The sequence below is a fragment of the Pseudarthrobacter sp. RHLT1-30-1 genome, from assembly GCF_059383415.1.
The window spans coordinates 72,256-87,326 of record NZ_JBWZCG010000010.1 but is presented as its reverse complement, the minus strand read 5'-3'; the positions used below and the strand labels follow the sequence as shown (position 1 = coordinate 87,326).

General features: G+C 67.7%; 13 protein-coding genes. 3 read left to right on the top strand and 10 right to left on the bottom strand.

The annotated features are described in order from the left end of the window. Positions 1-16: 16 nt before the first annotated feature. From AC50YM_RS09475 to AC50YM_RS09465, 3 genes are read right to left on the bottom strand one after another with little or no spacing between them, the layout of a single operon-like run. Entirely contained in the window at positions 17-1,549 is a 1,533-nt protein-coding gene (locus AC50YM_RS09475) for a tripartite tricarboxylate transporter permease (protein WP_494956695.1), read from the bottom strand. Then, positions 1,542-2,063, bottom strand: coding sequence for a tripartite tricarboxylate transporter TctB family protein (locus AC50YM_RS09470; protein ID WP_494956694.1), 522 nt, complete (start codon positions 2,061-2,063; stop codon positions 1,542-1,544). Before AC50YM_RS09470 ends, AC50YM_RS09475 begins: the two co-directional genes overlap by 8 nt. A 2-nt stretch (positions 2,064-2,065) precedes the next feature. Beyond that, a complete protein-coding gene (locus AC50YM_RS09465) occupies positions 2,066-3,097 on the bottom strand; it encodes a Bug family tripartite tricarboxylate transporter substrate binding protein (RefSeq protein WP_494956693.1) in 1,032 nt (343 codons plus the stop codon). Between the two features lie 172 nt (positions 3,098-3,269). Between AC50YM_RS09465 and AC50YM_RS09460 the strand changes: the two genes are divergently transcribed. Together AC50YM_RS09460 and AC50YM_RS09455 are read left to right on the top strand one after the other, a co-directional pair. Beyond that, positions 3,270-4,853 (top strand): ATP-binding protein, encoded by a 1,584-nt coding sequence (locus tag AC50YM_RS09460; protein WP_494956692.1) that lies wholly within the window; start codon positions 3,270-3,272, stop codon positions 4,851-4,853. Next, entirely contained in the window at positions 4,850-5,584 is a 735-nt protein-coding gene (locus AC50YM_RS09455) for a response regulator (RefSeq protein WP_494956691.1), read from the top strand. The genes AC50YM_RS09460 and AC50YM_RS09455 overlap by 4 nt, the downstream gene beginning before the upstream one ends. A 226-nt stretch (positions 5,585-5,810) precedes the next feature. Here the strand turns inward: AC50YM_RS09455 and AC50YM_RS09450 are convergent, their stop codons facing one another. The 7 genes from AC50YM_RS09450 to AC50YM_RS09420 are packed head-to-tail and all read right to left on the bottom strand — an operon-like array spanning position 5,811 to position 13,955. Next, positions 5,811-6,644 (bottom strand): HpcH/HpaI aldolase/citrate lyase family protein, encoded by an 834-nt coding sequence (locus AC50YM_RS09450; protein WP_494956690.1) that lies wholly within the window; start codon positions 6,642-6,644, stop codon positions 5,811-5,813. Beyond that, the gene (locus AC50YM_RS09445) at positions 6,641-7,219 is read right to left on the bottom strand and encodes a MaoC family dehydratase (RefSeq protein WP_494956689.1); all 579 of its coding nucleotides are present in this window, start codon (positions 7,217-7,219) and stop codon (positions 6,641-6,643) included. Before AC50YM_RS09445 ends, AC50YM_RS09450 begins: the two co-directional genes overlap by 4 nt. Then, positions 7,216-7,977, bottom strand: a complete 762-nt coding sequence (locus AC50YM_RS09440; RefSeq protein ID WP_494956688.1) for a CoA transferase subunit B — start codon at positions 7,975-7,977, stop codon at positions 7,216-7,218. Before AC50YM_RS09440 ends, AC50YM_RS09445 begins: the two co-directional genes overlap by 4 nt. Positions 7,978-7,980: 3 nt before the next feature. Next, entirely contained in the window at positions 7,981-8,805 is an 825-nt protein-coding gene (locus tag AC50YM_RS09435) for a CoA transferase subunit A (protein ID WP_494956687.1), read from the bottom strand. Between the two features lie 38 nt (positions 8,806-8,843). Further along, complete coding sequence (locus AC50YM_RS09430; protein ID WP_494956686.1) at positions 8,844-10,019, bottom strand: acyl-CoA dehydrogenase family protein; 1,176 nt, start codon at positions 10,017-10,019, stop codon at positions 8,844-8,846. A gap of 56 nt (positions 10,020-10,075) precedes the next feature. After that, entirely contained in the window at positions 10,076-12,340 is a 2,265-nt protein-coding gene (locus tag AC50YM_RS09425; RefSeq protein ID WP_494956685.1) for an acetyl/propionyl/methylcrotonyl-CoA carboxylase subunit alpha, read from the bottom strand. A gap of 7 nt (positions 12,341-12,347) precedes the next feature. Continuing rightward, entirely contained in the window at positions 12,348-13,955 is a 1,608-nt protein-coding gene (locus AC50YM_RS09420) for a carboxyl transferase domain-containing protein (protein WP_494956684.1), read from the bottom strand. Between the two features lie 153 nt (positions 13,956-14,108). Between AC50YM_RS09420 and AC50YM_RS09415 the strand changes: the two genes are divergently transcribed. Further along, positions 14,109-14,771: an SACE_7040 family transcriptional regulator gene (locus AC50YM_RS09415; RefSeq protein WP_494956683.1), complete on the top strand. Its 663-nt coding sequence runs from the start codon at positions 14,109-14,111 to the stop codon at positions 14,769-14,771. Positions 14,772-15,071 lie beyond the last annotated feature (300 nt).

The following is a 15,071-nucleotide window of genomic DNA, read 5'->3' as shown; positions in this document are numbered from 1 at the left end:
GCCCAGACTCACAGGCCTACACGGACACCCCGTCCTTCAGCGGCACAGCCTCCAGCGAGGCCTGGCGGCGGCGAAGCCACCAGGAGCCCACAAAGATCAGCGCCATGGAGACGTACACGACCACGGCGAAGGGCGAGGAAAACAGGGCCGTGGGATCGTTCTGGGAGAGCTGCAGCGAGCGCCGCAGCTGCACTTCGAACATCGGTCCGAGGATCATCGCCACCACCATAGGTGCCACGGGATAGCCGTAGCGGCGCATGAAGTAGCCGAGGATGCCCACCACCAGCAGGATTCCGACGTCGGCCGCGGCGAAGTTCACCGAGAAGGCGCCCAGTGCCGCGAAGACCAGGATGCCCGCGTACAGGTAGGGCCGCGGGATCTGCAGGATCTTCACCCACAGGCCGACCAGCGGCAGGTTCAGCACCAGCAGCATCAGGTTGCCGACGTACAGCGAGGCGATCAGGGTCCACACGAGCGCACCCTGGTTTTCGAAGAGCAGCGGTCCGGGCTGGATCTGGTAGCGCTGGAACGCGGTGAGCATCATGGCCGCGGTCGCCGTCGTCGGAATTCCGAGCGTCAGCAGCGGGACCAGGACGCCGGCGGCAGCGGCGTTGTTCGCCGCTTCCGGACCGGCCACGCCCTCGATGGCGCCCTTGCCAAACTGTGCCTTGTTTGGGCCCTTGGCCAGTTTCCGTTCCGCGGCGTAGGACAGGAAGGTGGAAACGTCCGCGCCACCCGCCGGCACGGTGCCGATCGGGAAGCCGATGAAGGTGCCCCGCAGCCACGGCTTCCAGGACCGCTTCCAGTCCTCCTTGGAGAGCCAGGCGTTCTTTCCCTTGCTGACCGGAATGACCTCGACCGGCCCGTGCCGCAGCTTCGAGGCCACGTACAGGGCCTCTCCAAGGGCGAAGAGGCCCACGGCGACAAGGACCATGTCGACGCCGTCGACCAGCGTGGGGTTGTCGAAGGTGAAACGCTGTTGCGCCGTGCTGTCATCGATGCCGATCATCCCAATGAACAGGCCCAGCGCCAAGGACGCGAGGCCGCGCAGCACGGAGGCGCCCAGCAGGGCCCCGACGGTGAGGAACGCCACGATCATCAGGGCCACGTAGTCCACGGGCCCCAGGCCCACGGCCAGTTCGGCGACGACCGGCGCCAGGAAGGTCAGCAGCACCGTCGCGATGGTGCCGGCGACGAACGAGCCGATCGCCGCGGTCGCCAGTGCTGCTGCGCCCCGGCCGGCCTTGGCCATCTTGTTTCCCTCGAGCGCCGTGACGATCGATGATGACTCGCCCGGGGTGTTGAGCAGGATGGAGGTGGTGGAGCCGCCGTACATGCCGCCGTAGTAGATGCCGGCGAACACGATCAGGGCGGCCGCGGGATCCAGCGCGTAGGTGATGGGCATCAGCAGCGCGACGGTCATCGCCGGACCGATCCCGGGCAGCACGCCGACGGCGGTGCCGACGAAGACGCCGCCCAGGGCGTACAGCAGGTAGACCGGCTGGAGCGCCGTCGAGAAGCCATCCATGAGCATCAGAAAGCTATCCATTGAAGAACGGGACCCCCTCAAGCAGCGGGCCCGGCGGCAGGGATACGCCCAGCAGCCCACCGAAGACGTATTGCAGCACGAGCGCCAGCATGACCGAAATGATGACCGCCTTCCACAGCGGCTTGGCCTCCAGGGACCACGCCGCTCCGCTGAACAGCACGGCCGCGGCAACAGGCCAGCCGGCCGGTTCGATCAGGAAGATGTGGAGCACCACGAAGCCCACGAGTTTCGCGAGGGCCACCCAGTCGGTCTTGGCCGTGACGTCGAGGTCTTCGCTGTCCTCCGCCTGGCCCACCTTGCCGCGGAAGACCTGGGCGACGATCCCCGCGCCCACGAGCACCAGCATGGTGCACACGATGTAGGGGAAGGCGCGCGGGCCGATGCCGGTCTCCGAAGGCGGGATCGGAATCGACCCCGCCGCCAGGAGGCCCACGGCGCCCACGCTCACGAACACCAGGGCGAAGAGAATCTCCCCCGTGGGCCGTTTGGCGGGCGTGCTGACGTGAACGGACATTGTTACTTGACCAGGCCAATCTCGGTCAGCGTGGTCTTGACCTTGGCGATGTCCTCCGTGAGGAAGGTCTTGAAACCGTCGCCGGCGAGAAAGGCGTCGTCCCAGTTGTTCTTGGCCAGGGTGGCCTTCCAGGCTTCGGAGGCGTGCAGCTTGGTGACAACCTCGGTCAGCTTCGCCTTCTGCGCGTCGTCGATGGAACCCGGTGCGACAACGCCGCGCCAGTTGGTCAGCACGACGTCGACGCCCTGGTCCTTGAGCGGCTTGACGCCCGGCAGTGCCGGGGCCTCAGACGTGCCGGAGACGGCGAGCGCCCGGACCTTGCCCGCCTTGACCTGCTCGGCGTACTCCCCCACGCCGGAGATGCCGGCCTGGACCTTGTTGCCGAGCAGGGCCGCGATCGATTCGCCGCCGCCGGAGTATCCGATGTAGTTCAGCTTGTCGGACTCGACGCCCTGGGACTTCAGGATCTGGCCGGCCAGGATGTGGTCCGCACCGCCCGCTGAACCGCCGGTGATCGCCACGCCCTTGCCGTTGGCCTTGATGTCATCGACAAGGTCCTTCACGGACTGGTACTTGGATGACGCCGGGACCACCAGGACCAGCGGCTCCTCGGTGAGGCGCGCAATGGGCGTAGTGTCCTCCAGCCGCGTCTTCGCCGCGTTGGTTTCCACCGCGCCCACCATGACGTAGCCCATCACCATCAGTGTGTTGGCGTCCTTTTCGGTGGCGAGCTTGGCCAGGCCGTTCGTGCCGCCACCGCCGCCGATGTTGCTGACCTGGGCGGAGGTGACGATTTTGTTGGACTGCAGGTCCTGCTGCATGGCCCGGCCCGTCTGGTCCCAGCCGCCGCCCGGGTTGGCCGGAACAATGATGCTCAGCTTCTTGATCGGCTCCGCGGCCGAGCTCTGGCCGGCGGCTGCGCCGCTGGTACCGCCGGCACAGGCCGACATGGCGAGCACAACGCCGGCCGCCCCGGCTGCGAGCGCAGCCCGGCGGGTGAAGCTGGACCGGGTGAAATTGGAGGGGGAGGTCATGGTTTCTCCTTGTATGAATGTGACGCACGTCATCGGAATCACTTCCCAGAGACTAGGAGCCGCCCGGGGCGGGGACCAGAATTTGGCCGTAGAGGTAGTAGTGGTCATATTGGTCACGGCCCTGAGCCCCGGATTGGCCGGGGGGCAGCTGGCGGGATGGGAAACTTGTGACATGGTTCACAGGATCCCCCTACGCTTCCAGCTGGTCGCGCTGCAGCTCGGCATCGTGCTGGCTGTCCTGACCGCGGTGGGGGCCGTGACCATCCGGATGCAGGAGCAGCAGCTCCGGGATGCGTACAAGGGGCGGCTGATCGGGGTCGCAGAAAGTGTGGCCCGGTTGCCCTCCGTGGTGAATGCCTTCGGGACACCGCAACCGGCCCTGACCATCCAGCCGATTGCCGAAGTCATCCGGCAGGCCTCGAATGTCACCTACGTAGTGGTGACGGACCGGACCGGTGTCCGTCAGTCCCACCCGAACCCTGCGGAGATCGGCCGGCCCGTGTCCACCGATCCTTCGGTGCCGCTGTCCGGCGAGATCTACGTCGGTACCCAGACGGGAACCCTGGGTGAGTCCTGGCGGGTCAAGGTTCCCATCTTTGACAGCGCCGGCTCCGTGATCGGCTCGGCCTCGGTGGGAGTGCTGGAAAGCACCCTGGCGCAGGATCTCTACGAGGACCTTCCGCAATTGTTCGGGTGGCTCCTCGGCGCCGCCCTGCTGGGATCGCTGGGCGCGATGTACATTTCCAAGCTCGTCTGGCGGCGGATCTACAAGCTGGAACCGGAGGACATCGCGGCCCTGCTGGAGACCCGCGACGCCATGCTCCATGGCCTGGGCGAGGGGCTCGTCGCCGTCGACGCCGAGGGGAAGGTGGCGCTGGTCAACGACGAAGCCCGCCGGCTGCTCGGTGTGGGCGAGGAGATCACCGGACAACCCGCAGCCGAATGCCTGGAACCCGGAATCCTGCGGATGCTTGCCGCCGGCTCGGCCACCGAGGAACTGGTGCTCTCCGGCGAACGGATCCTGCTCGGCAAAGTCAACACCGCGACGGTGGACGGCCGGGAGGTGGGCAAGGTCCTTATTCTTCGCGACCGCACCGAGCTCCACACGATTCTCCGCGACCGCGACGGCGCCCTGGACGTGACCCAGGCGCTGCGGGCCCAGGCCCATGAATTTGCCAACAAACTGCATGTGATTTCGGGTCTCCTGGAGCTCGGTGAGCAGGCCAAGGCCGTGGAGTATCTGGGCCGCAGCCACAGCGACGCCGCCTTCGTCAACCGCCCGCTGGCCGCAGGAATCACCGACCACGACGTCCGCGCGCTGCTGATTGCCAAATCCACGGTCTGCGCCGAGCGCGGCGTCGAGATCCTGGTGAACCCGGATTCCGTGTGCACGCAGGACGGGACCGGCGACGTGATCACGGTCCTGGGAAACCTGATCGACAACGCGGTGGACGCCGCGGGCTTCGACAGCACCATTGCGGTCCGGCTTGATGAAACTCCCGACGGCGAGCGCACGATCACGGTTGAAGACGATGGGCCCGGCGTGCCCGAGCCGGAGCGGGCGGTAGTCTTCGAGGCCGGCGTCACCACCAAACTGGCTGAAGGCATCAATACCCGGGGCTTCGGGCTGGCGTTGGTCCAGCGGGTTGCCCGGCGCCGGGGCGGCGCGGCGTCGGTTTCGTCGTCCTCCGCGCTGGGCGGAGCCAGCTTTACCGTAAACCTGAAGACAAAAGAGGCGGAATTACAGAAGCAATGAGCTCCATACGCACCCTCATCATTGACGATGACGTGGCCGTGGCCGGGATCCACCACGGGTTCCTGCTGGCCCGCGGCGGCTTCGACGTCGTGAGCCTGGCGCACACCGGGCAGCAGGGCCTCGACCTGGCGGCGGAATTGCAGCCCGACCTGGTCCTGCTGGACATCCACCTTCCGGACATGTCCGGCCTCTACGTGCTCCGGCAGCTCCGTGGCCGCCAGCAGGCCCTGGATGTCCTGGTCATCACGGCGTCACGGGAGCTGGAAACCGTTCGCGGCGCCCTGGCCGGCGGGGTGCTGCACTACCTGGTGAAGCCCTTCACGTCCCGGGCCCTGAACGAACGGCTCGACGAGTACCTGCTCTTTCGCCAGGAACTCGCTGCGGGCGGCGCTGCCGGGCCGCTGGACCAGGACAGCATCGACCGTCTCGTGGCCCCCACCCGCCGTGCCGCCGCGGCGGATGCGGCGGCCGTGCCGGCGGCAGGGTCTCTGCCGGGGCCCCCCGCCAGGCTGCCGAAGGGGCTGTCCCGGCCCACCCTGGACGCCGTCATCGAGGCGCTCAAGTCAAGCCAGGAGGACGTCTCGGCGGCCGGGATGGCACTTCAGCTCGGACTCTCGCGGGTCAGCGCCCGGCGCTATCTCGAATATCTGGTCATCCACGGCTTCGCCCGGCTCACGCCCCGCTACGGTGCTGCCGGGCGGCCGGAAAACAGGTACTTGTGGAAGCGCTGAGCATGTCCAGTCTGAGCGGGCAGCCGGAGCATGCCCATTCGTCGCGGAGGAGCCCAGGACCTGGTTGATCGCCATGAGATCTCCATTCGACGCAGATGGCCACTATAGGACCCGCCAAAGCGGCCATTCCTGACGAATCGGCGAACATCAGACCCGCGCAAGCGGCCATTCGTGACGAACGGACGAGGACGATCTCTCCACGGAGCGCTCCGGAAGCCTCCCGGGGCTAGGGCACCGCGCGGCGGAGCGTGGATTCGGCGTGCTTGAGGATGGGACCGTCGATCATCTTGCCCTGGTGCTGGAACACGCCCGAGCCTGCCGCGGCGGCGGCGGCCAGCAGCTGGGTGGCTGCCTCGACCTCGGACTCGGTCGGCGCGTAGGCGGCCCGGACCACGGACACCTGGTTCGGATGGATGCAGGCCTTGGAATTGAAACCCGAGGCGGCGGCGTCACTCGACTCGACGGCGAGACCCGCCAGATCCGGGATGTTGACGTAGACCGCGTCGATGGCTTCCTTGCCCAGGGCACGGGCGGCCAGCAGCACGGTCGAACGGGCGTGCAACGCAACCGCGCGGTAGGCGCCGTCGTCGGTCCTGCTGGAGGTCCCGCCGAGCGAGGCGATCAGGTCCTCGGCGCCCCACATCAGCCCCACCACGTTGGGTTCGGCCGCGATCGCGGCGGCGTTCATGATCCCCAGCGCCGTTTCGCACAGTGCGATCACGCTGTAGCCCTCAAGCTCCTTGAGCTGGGCGGCGCTTTCGGCCTTGGCGAGCATCACGTGGCGGTACGGCGTGTGCTTGAGGCAGTGCAGGTCCTTCTCGAACTCGTCCGTGCCGGCCGGGTTGATCCGGATGATGGTGCGGCTCGGGTCTAGTGCGGGGACGTCCCCGGTGGCGCCGAGCTGGGCGAGGATGGCGCCGCGGGCGCGCTGCTTGTCCGCCGGCGCGACAGCGTCCTCCAGATCCACGATCACGGCGTCGGAGCGCTCGGCCGCTTTCTGGTAGCGCTCGGGGCGGTCGGCGGGGCAAAACAGCAGGGCGGGACCCATCAGGAAGCTCATGTCTCTATTCTGCCTTTTTGTGCGCGTTCTTTCTGGGTCTGGTTTGCCGGCTGCGCGGCTGCGTGCGCATCCCGGGACCACATCAGGCAGCTGCGGGTGGCCAGGGCGACGACGTCGCCGTTTTGGTTCCGGCCGGTGTGCTTCATGGTGACAATCCCCTGGCCGGGGCGGGAGGAGGAAAGCCGCTTCCCGGTCACCACGGTCTCCGTGTAGAGCGTGTCGCCGTGGTACATCGGGTGCGGGAAGGACACATCGGTCAGACCCAGCTGGGCGATGATGGTGCCCTGGGTCAGCTGCGGAACGGACTGCCCCACCACCGTGGCCAGGGTGAACATCGAGTTCACCAGGCGCTGGCCGAACGGCTGTCCGGCGCTCCAGGCAGCGTCCAGGTGCAGTGCCTGGGTGTTCATGGTCATGGTGGTGAAGAGGACGTTGTCCGCCTCGGTGACGGTCCGGCCGGGCCGGTGCGCGTAGACCACGTCCTCCTCGAGCTCATCGAAGTAGAGCCCGCGCTGTTCGATGACACGGGGTTCAATGACACCGGCTTCGGCCATGTGCTGGGGTGTCGACGTCATACGGTCAGTTCCTGGTCTTCCTCGAAAAGTTCGGCGCCGGTGGCTGCGGCCACGTCCTCGACCGTCACGTTGGGGGCGAGTTCGCGCAGCACCAGCCGGGACTGTCCGCCTTCGGACACGACGTCGATGACCGCAAGGTCGGTGATGATCCGGTCCACGCAGGCCTTCCCGGTCAGGGGCAAGGTGCACTGTTCCACGATCTTGGGCCTGCCGTTCCGGTCCACGTGCTCCATCATCACAATCACCTTTTTGGCGCCGAACACCAGGTCCATGGCGCCGCCCATGCCTTTGACCATCTTGCCCGGGATCATCCAGTTGGCCAGGTCACCGTTCCGGGCCACCTCCATCGCGCCGAGCACGGCCACGTCCACGTGCCCGCCGCGGATCATGCCAAAGGACGCGGCGGAGTCGAAGAACGCCGCGCCCTTGTTGACCGTCACGGTTTCCTTCCCGGCGTTGATCAGGTCCGGATCGACCTGGTCCTCCCCCGGGTACGGCCCGACGCCGAGGATGCCGTTCTCCGAATGCAGGACCACCTCGACGCCGGCGGGAATGTAGTTGGGGATCAGGGTGGGCATGCCGATTCCGAGGTTGACGTACTGCCCGTTGCGGAGTTCCTTCGCCACCCGCGCAGCCAGTTCGTTGCGCGTCCAGCCTTTGCTCTCAACACCGGCCGGGTGCTCGACGGCGGCCGGCCGGTATTCATGGCGGACCGCTTCGGGACGCGGCGGCGCACCCTGCAGGCTGTTGGATTCCATGGCCTAGGCTCCTGACTCATTTGTTGCTGTGGCTGGGGCCGATCGGCCGGGAACTTCAGTGCCGGCGTCGGGCGCCGGGGCGAGTGCCACCGTGCGCTTTTCGATCCGCTTCTCGGCGTCCGGGGCTAGCACCACTCGCTGGACGAAGATACCCGGAATGTGGACGTGTTCAGGGTCCAGTTCCCCCGGTTCCACGAGTTCCTCGACCTCGGCGATGGTGATCCTTCCGGCCATGGCGCAGAGCGGGTTGAAGTTCATCGCGGTGGCGTGGAAGACGAGGTTGCCGTGGCGGTCGCCCTTCCAGGCATGGACCAGGCCGAAGTCGGGGGTCAGCGATTCCTCAAGGACGTAGTCCGCGCCGTTGAAGCTGCGCACCTCCTTCGCGGCGGAGGCGATCGCGATGCTGCCGTCGGCGTCGTACTTCTGCGGCAGGCCGCCGTCGGACACCTGGGTGCCGACGCCGGCCGGGGTATAGAACGCCGGGATGCCGGCGCCGCCGGCGCGCAGCTTCTCGGCGAGGGTGCCCTGCGGGGTGAGGACCACTTCGAGCTCCCCGGCGAGGTACTGCCGGGCGAATTCCTTGTTCTCCCCCACGTATGAGCTGACCGTGCGGCGGATCCGTCCGTCCCGGAGCAGAATCCCGAGTCCCCAGTCGTCGACGCCGCAGTTGTTGCTGACGGTCTCCAGGTTCGTGGCGCCGCTCTGGTGCAAGGCATCGATCAGGGCCACCGGAATGCCGCAGAGGCCGAAACCGCCGACGGCGAGCGAGGCGCCGTCGTGGATGTCCGCGACGGCCTCGGCGGCGCTGGCAACAACTTTGTTAATCATCGTTGATCCTTCGTTCGACGGTTGCGGCCAGCGGGCGGTTAGAGCCCCAGTTCGCGGGCGATCAGCATCAGCTGAACCTCCGTGGTGCCCTCGCCGACTTCAAGGATCTTGGAGTCGCGGTAGTGCCGTGCCACGGTGAATTCGTTGATGAAGCCATAGCCGCCGAACACCTGGGTGGCGTCCCGCGCGTTGTCCATGGCTGCCTCGCCTGCGACCATCTTAGCGATGGCCGCCTGCGTCTTGAACGGCTTTCCGGCGAGCATCCGGGCGGCCGCGTCGTAGTAGGCCAGGCGGGCGGTGTGGGCGCGGGCTTCCATCCGGGCGATCTTGAACGCGATGGCCTGGTACTTGCCGATGTTCTGCCCGAACGCGCTGCGCTCCTTGGCGTATTTCACCGACTGGTCCACGCAGCCCTGGGCCGCGCCCACCGCAAGCGCCGCGATCGCGATCCGGCCCTCGTCGAGGATGGAGAGGAAGTTGGCGTAGCCGCGGCCCTGGGCGCCGAGCAGGTTCGCCTCGGGGACGTGGACGTTGTCGAGCGTCAGCGGATGGGTGTCCGAGGCATTCCAGCCGACCTTGTTGTAGGCCTTCTCGGCCGTGAAGCCGGGTGTGTTCGTCGGCACCAGGATGGTGGAGATTTCCTTCTTGATGCTGCCGTCGGGCCGTTCCGTCTGGCCGGTCACCGCGGTGACGGTGACGAGGCGGGTGATGTCGGTGCCGGAGTTGGTGATGAACTCCTTGTTGCCGTTGATGACCCAGTTTTTTGCGTCTCCGTCGCCTTCCAGCTTCGCAGTGGTTTTGGTGCCGCCGGCGTCGGAGCCGGCTTCCGGTTCGGTCAGGCCGAAGCCGGCGAGCGCCTTGCCGGAGGCCAGAAGCGGCAGCCATTGCTCCTTCTGGGCGGCGTTGCCGAAGCGGTGGATCGGCATCGCGCCGAGCGAGACGCCGGCCTCCAGCGTGATGGCGACGGACTGGTCCACCCGGCCGAGCTGTTCCAGGGCGAGGGCCAGGGCGAAGTAGTCGCCGCCCATTCCGCCGAATTCCTCCGGGAACGGCAGGCCGAACAGGCCCATGTCGGCCATCTGGGAGACGACCTCGTAGGGGAAGCTGTGTTCCTCGTCGTGCTTGGCGGAGACCGGGGCCACCACTTCGTCGGCGAATTCGCGGACGGTGTTGCTGAGGTCCTGGTAATCCTCGCTGAGTTCAAAATCCGGCATGATGACTCCTTTGTCTGTGCTGCTGTTCGGTGAAATAGTGCTGGCGCTGCTGGGTGTTACTCGGCCGCACCCATGGCAATGACGGCTTCTTCGATGGTGTCCTCGGCCTTCGACGGCTCGGCCGGGACGGCGGGGTGGACCGTGGCGAGGACCTGGTCCGCCTTCACGAGGTCTCCGGAGCTGATGCTGATGTGCACCGTCCCGTCGAGGGGGGCCACCAACTGGTGCTCCATCTTCATCGCCTCCACGGAGAGCAGCACCTGGCCGGCCTCCACGGTGTCGCCGTTGCTGACGGCGACGGAGACCACGGTGCCGGGCATCGGCGAGCGCACTGCCGGGTCGGCGGCGCCCTCCTCGCGTTCGACGGCGGCCAGCACCCGGGCCAGCCGGGTCTCGCGGGTGAGCACCTCGAGCTTGCAGGACCAGCCCTCGTTGCCGAGGAACAGTTCGGTGGGCACTCCGGGCGTCGGATTGTCCCAGCTCGGGGTGACGGGTCCGGTGTACACGGGCGCAAGCCGGTAGGCCCGGGCCGCACCGTCCAGGGTCAGGACCATGTCGTTGCGCCGACGGATCTGCAGGGACGCCGTACGTTGCGGGCCGTCGCCGACCGCCACGGTCACTTCGGCCGACGTTGCGCTGCCGTGAACGTACACCGAGGCGACGCCGCCGTCGGGTGTTCCCAGGCTGATCCGGCGTGGTGCCTGTGTGCCAAGACGCCAGCCGTCCCGCCGCCGCCAGGGACCGTCGGCGGCGGCGGTGTTTTGCTCCTCCATGGCCAGGGCGTACACAGCGGCGGCCACCAATTCGAAGTCGTCCACACGCCGGAAGCCGAAGTCCGGCATCTTCCGTTCGATCAGGCCGGTGTCCAGCCGGCCGGCCCGGACGTCGGCGTCGTTGATCAGCAGACGGAGGTATTCGACGTTGGTGTCCACGCCCAGGGCGGTGTACCCGGCGAGCGCTCCGTCCAGCGTGTCCAGGGCTGCGGTGCGGTCCTCTCCCCACGCAATGACTTTGGAGATCATCGGGTCATAGCTCGACGAGATCTCAAGGCCCTCCACCAGGGCCGAGTCCACCCGGACGCGGCCCTGGCCGGCCACGGCCTCGGTCCGTTCGGGGGCGCTGGGCCGTGGTGCGGGGCCGGGCAGTTCGTCCAGCAGGAGGACATGTCCGGTGGAGGGCATGAAATTGCGTTCCGGGACCTCGGCGTAGACCCGCGCCTCGACGGAGTGGCCGCGGAGGACGACGTCGTCCTGGCGGACGGTCAGTTCCTCGCCGGCGGCGATCCGTACCTGCCATTCGACCAGGTCGACGCCGGTGACCATCTCGGTGACCGGGTGCTCGACCTGCAGGCGGGTGTTCATCTCCATAAAGAAGAACTCGTCCGGGGCGTTGTCGGAGACGAGGAATTCCACCGTGCCGGCGCCGCTGTAGTTGACGCTGCGGGCGGCGTTGCATGCGGCCTCGCCGATCCGGGCGCGGACGCTGGCGCCGTCGGGCAGGGATTCCAGCAGCGGGGACGGCGCTTCCTCGATGACCTTCTGGTGCCGGCGCTGCAGTGAGCATTCGCGTTCCCCGAGGTGGATGACGTTGCCGTGGTTGTCTGCGAGGACCTGGACCTCGATGTGCCGCGGGGTCAGGACGAGGCGTTCCAGGAACAGGGTGTCGTCGCCGAAGGCGCTGGCCGCGACCCGGCGGGCGGTCGCCAGCGTCGCCTCGAGGTCCTCGGGCCGTTCGACGACGTGCATGCCTTTCCCGCCGCCGCCGGCGGAGGGCTTGATCAGCAGCGGGAACCCGACGCCGGCCGCGGCCTCGATCAGCTGCGCGTCCGTCATCCCGGCTTCGGCGATGCCCGGAACCACGGGCACGCCGTAGCCGATGACGTGGTTCTTGGAGCGGATCTTGTCCCCCATGACATTGAGGGACTCGACGCTGGGGCCGATGAACGTGATGCCGGCCGTTTCCAGCGCGCGGGCGAAGTCGACGTTCTCGCTGAGGAAGCCGTAGCCGGGGTGCACGGCGTCGGCCCCGGTGTCGCGGCAGGCCTGGATGATCGCTTCGATTTTGAGATAGCTCGCGGCCGCGGCTGCCGGGCCGATCCGCACGGCGACGTCGGCCTCGCGCACGTGCCGGGCTCCGGCGTCGGCGTCCGAGTAGACGGCGACCGAGCGGATGCCGAGGGCGCGCAGGGTGCGGATCACGCGGCAGGCGATCTCGCCGCGGTTGGCGACGAGCACGGTTCCGAAGAGCGGTTCGGTGGCCTCGGGTGTGACGGCCTGGGCGGTCGCGTGCGCCGGCTGCTGGGGTATTGAAGAAAGAGTCACTGCTGGCTCACATCCGGAAAAGGCCGAAGGAGGTCTCCGGCAGCGGGGTGCGGGAGACGACGTCGAGCGCCAGTCCCAGGACGGTGCGGGTCTCCGCGGGGTCAATCACGCCGTCGTCCCAGAGGCGGGCGGTGGAGTAGTACGGGCTGCCCTGGTCCTCGTATTGGGCTTTGATCGGGGCCTTGAACGCTTCCTCGTCCGCGGCGGACCATTCCTCGCCGCGGGCCTCGTACTGGTCCCGCTTGACGGTCGCGAGCACGCTGGAGGCCTGGTTGCCGCCCATCACCGAGATGCGGGATGCCGGCCACATCCAGAGGAATCGCGGCGAGTAGGCCCGGCCGCACATGGAGTAGTTGCCCGCGCCGAAGGAACCGCCGATCACGACGGTCAGCTTGGGCACCCGGGCGGTCGCAACGGCGGTGACCATCTTGGCGCCGTTCTTGGCGATACCGCCCTGCTCGTAGTCCTTGCCGACCATAAAGCCGGAGAGGTTCTGCAGGAAGATCAGCGGGATGCCGCGCTGGTCGCAGAGTTCGATGAAGTGCGCGCCCTTGAGTGAGGATTCGCTGAACAGCACACCGTTGTTGGCCACGATGCCGACCGGGTGGCCGTGCAGTTTGGCGAAGCCGGTGACCAGGGTGGTGCCGTAGTTCTTCTTGAACTCGTGGAAGCGGCTGCCGTCCACCAGACGGGCGATGACCTCGCGGACGTCGTACTGGGCGTTCACGTCGGTGGGGACGGCGCCGTAGAGCTCCGCCGGGTCCGCCAGGGGCTCGACGACGGTGTCGATCTCCCAGACGGGGGCGGCCGGGCGGGGCAGCGTGGAGACGATGTCCCGGACGATCTGGAGGGCATGCTCATCGTTTTCGGCCAGGTGGTCGGTGACACCGGAGATCTTGGCGTGCACATCGCCGCCACCGAGTTCCTCGGCCGTGACGATCTCACCGATCGCGGCCTTCACCAGCGGCGGTCCGCCCAGGAAGATGGTGCCCTGGTTGCGGACAATCACGGTTTCGTCGCTCATCGCCGGGACGTAGGCGCCGCCGGCCGTGCAGGAGCCCATCACGGAGGCGATCTGCGGGATCCGTGCCGCGGACATCTTGGCCTGGTTGAAGAAGATCCGGCCGAAGTGCTCCTTGTCCGGGAAGACCTCGTCCTGTTTGGGCAGGAACGCCCCGCCCGAGTCCACCAGGTAGATGCAGGGCAGCTTGTTCTCCAGGGCGATTTCCTGTGCCCGGAGGTGCTTCTTCACCGTCATCGGGTAGTAGGTGCCGCCCTTGACCGTGGCGTCGTTGGAGATGACCAGGACCTGGCGGCCGTGCACCAGGCCGATCCCGGCAATCACGCCGGCGCCGGGCGAGTCGTCGTTGTACATGCCGTCGGCCGCGAGCGGTGCGATTTCCAGGAACGGGCTGCCCTCGTCCAGGAGCTGGTCGATACGCTCGCGGGGCAGGAGCTTGCCGCGGGCGACATGGCGTTCCCGGGACTTTTCCGGACCGCCGAGGGCTGTTGTGGCGAGGCGTTCCTTCAGCTCCCGGGCCAGTCCCAGCTGGGCCTCGCGGTTCGCGGCGAAGGCGGCGCTCGTCGCGTCCACCTGGCTGGCGATTGTCTCCATTGACTGCTTCCGTTCTCGGCCTTCATGCTGGGGACCTGTAGTGCGGCCGTTCCAGCCACTTCGGTTAGTACCGCATAACTGAGTTTTAGGTTAGTCTCTATTAACTGTGATGTCCAACACAGGGGCAGATATTTTGAAACGAGGGATGTGCCGGTGACTGAACCCAGCGAGGCGGCCCAGACCGGCACGCACCCTCCCGCGGCCCCGGTCTTTGCGACCCAGCGCAGCCGGGCCAAGGAGAGCCGCCGCCAGGCGCTGTTGTCCGCGGCGGCCGTGTTGTTCGCCGCCGACGGGTTCAACCGCGTTTCCCTTGAGGACCTTGGCGCTGCCGCCGGAGTCAGCGGCCCGGCGGTCTACCGTCATTTCGTCGGTAAGCAGGCAGTCCTCGGCGCCCTGCTGCTGAGCGTCAGCCAGGACCTGCTCGACGGCGGCCGGCAGGTGATCGCAGCGTCCGACGGCGCCGGCGTCGCCCTGCGCGGGCTGGTCGAGTTCCACGTGGACTTCGCGCTCAGCAACCCCGACGTCATCCGCGTCCAGGACCAGGATTTCAGCAACCTCGCCGACGACGACCAGACCGAGGTCCGCACGCTGCAGAGGAACTACGTGGAGCTCTGGGTTGATGTCCTGGCCGGGCTGCACCCGGACACGGAGGCGGCCGAACTCCGGATGCGCGCTCACGCCACCTTCGGCCTGATCAACTCCACCCCGCACTCGGTGCGCAGCCACGGGCGGCGGATCACGGTGAGGCGGGCCCGGCCGCTGCTGCAGAGCATGGCCCTCGCAGCACTGATGGCCCCCGCCGCCCCACTCAGCTGACCCACCGCCCACGGCAGTTGCTCCCCTGGACTGGCTCATCCCCGGGCAACCGGGGGCCGGCCGGCTGCCATACCGGCCGAACCCGCGGGCCCTTGGGCGCTCAGGGGGCACATCCCAGGCCCAGCGCTCCGGGGGCACATTGACACGGACGGGCCGTCGGGAATGGCGCGAGAGGGAAATTCCGGACCCAAAGCGCCCCCGGACGGAGACAACCCGCCAACAGTTGCCGCCTGTGTTAAGAACTCTGACCCGCGCGAAGAGGGTCCAGAGGCACGCCCCCGGGCACGCAGCCGGCGCCCA

Bases quoted from the DNA above. Each gene is read 5' to 3' on its own strand.
- AC50YM_RS09450 (WP_494956690.1), bottom strand. From the start codon at position 6,644: ATGAGCTTCCTGATGGGTCCCGCCCTGCTGTTTTGCCCCGCCGACCGC.
- AC50YM_RS09435 (WP_494956687.1), bottom strand. From the start codon at position 8,805: ATGATTAACAAAGTTGTTGCCAGCGCCGCCGAGGCCGTCGCGGACATC.
- AC50YM_RS09470 (WP_494956694.1), bottom strand. From the start codon at position 2,063: ATGTCCGTTCACGTCAGCACGCCCGCCAAACGGCCCACGGGGGAGATT.
- AC50YM_RS09420 (WP_494956684.1), bottom strand. From the start codon at position 13,955: ATGGAGACAATCGCCAGCCAGGTGGACGCGACGAGCGCCGCCTTCGCC.
- AC50YM_RS09445 (WP_494956689.1), bottom strand. From the start codon at position 7,219: ATGACGTCGACACCCCAGCACATGGCCGAAGCCGGTGTCATTGAACCC.
- AC50YM_RS09460 (WP_494956692.1), top strand. From the start codon at position 3,270: ATGGTTCACAGGATCCCCCTACGCTTCCAGCTGGTCGCGCTGCAGCTC.
- AC50YM_RS09475 (WP_494956695.1), bottom strand. From the start codon at position 1,549: ATGGATAGCTTTCTGATGCTCATGGATGGCTTCTCGACGGCGCTCCAG.
- AC50YM_RS09465 (WP_494956693.1), bottom strand. From the start codon at position 3,097: ATGACCTCCCCCTCCAATTTCACCCGGTCCAGCTTCACCCGCCGGGCT.
- AC50YM_RS09455 (WP_494956691.1), top strand. From the start codon at position 4,850: ATGAGCTCCATACGCACCCTCATCATTGACGATGACGTGGCCGTGGCC.
- AC50YM_RS09430 (WP_494956686.1), bottom strand. From the start codon at position 10,019: ATGCCGGATTTTGAACTCAGCGAGGATTACCAGGACCTCAGCAACACC.
- AC50YM_RS09440 (WP_494956688.1), bottom strand. From the start codon at position 7,977: ATGGAATCCAACAGCCTGCAGGGTGCGCCGCCGCGTCCCGAAGCGGTC.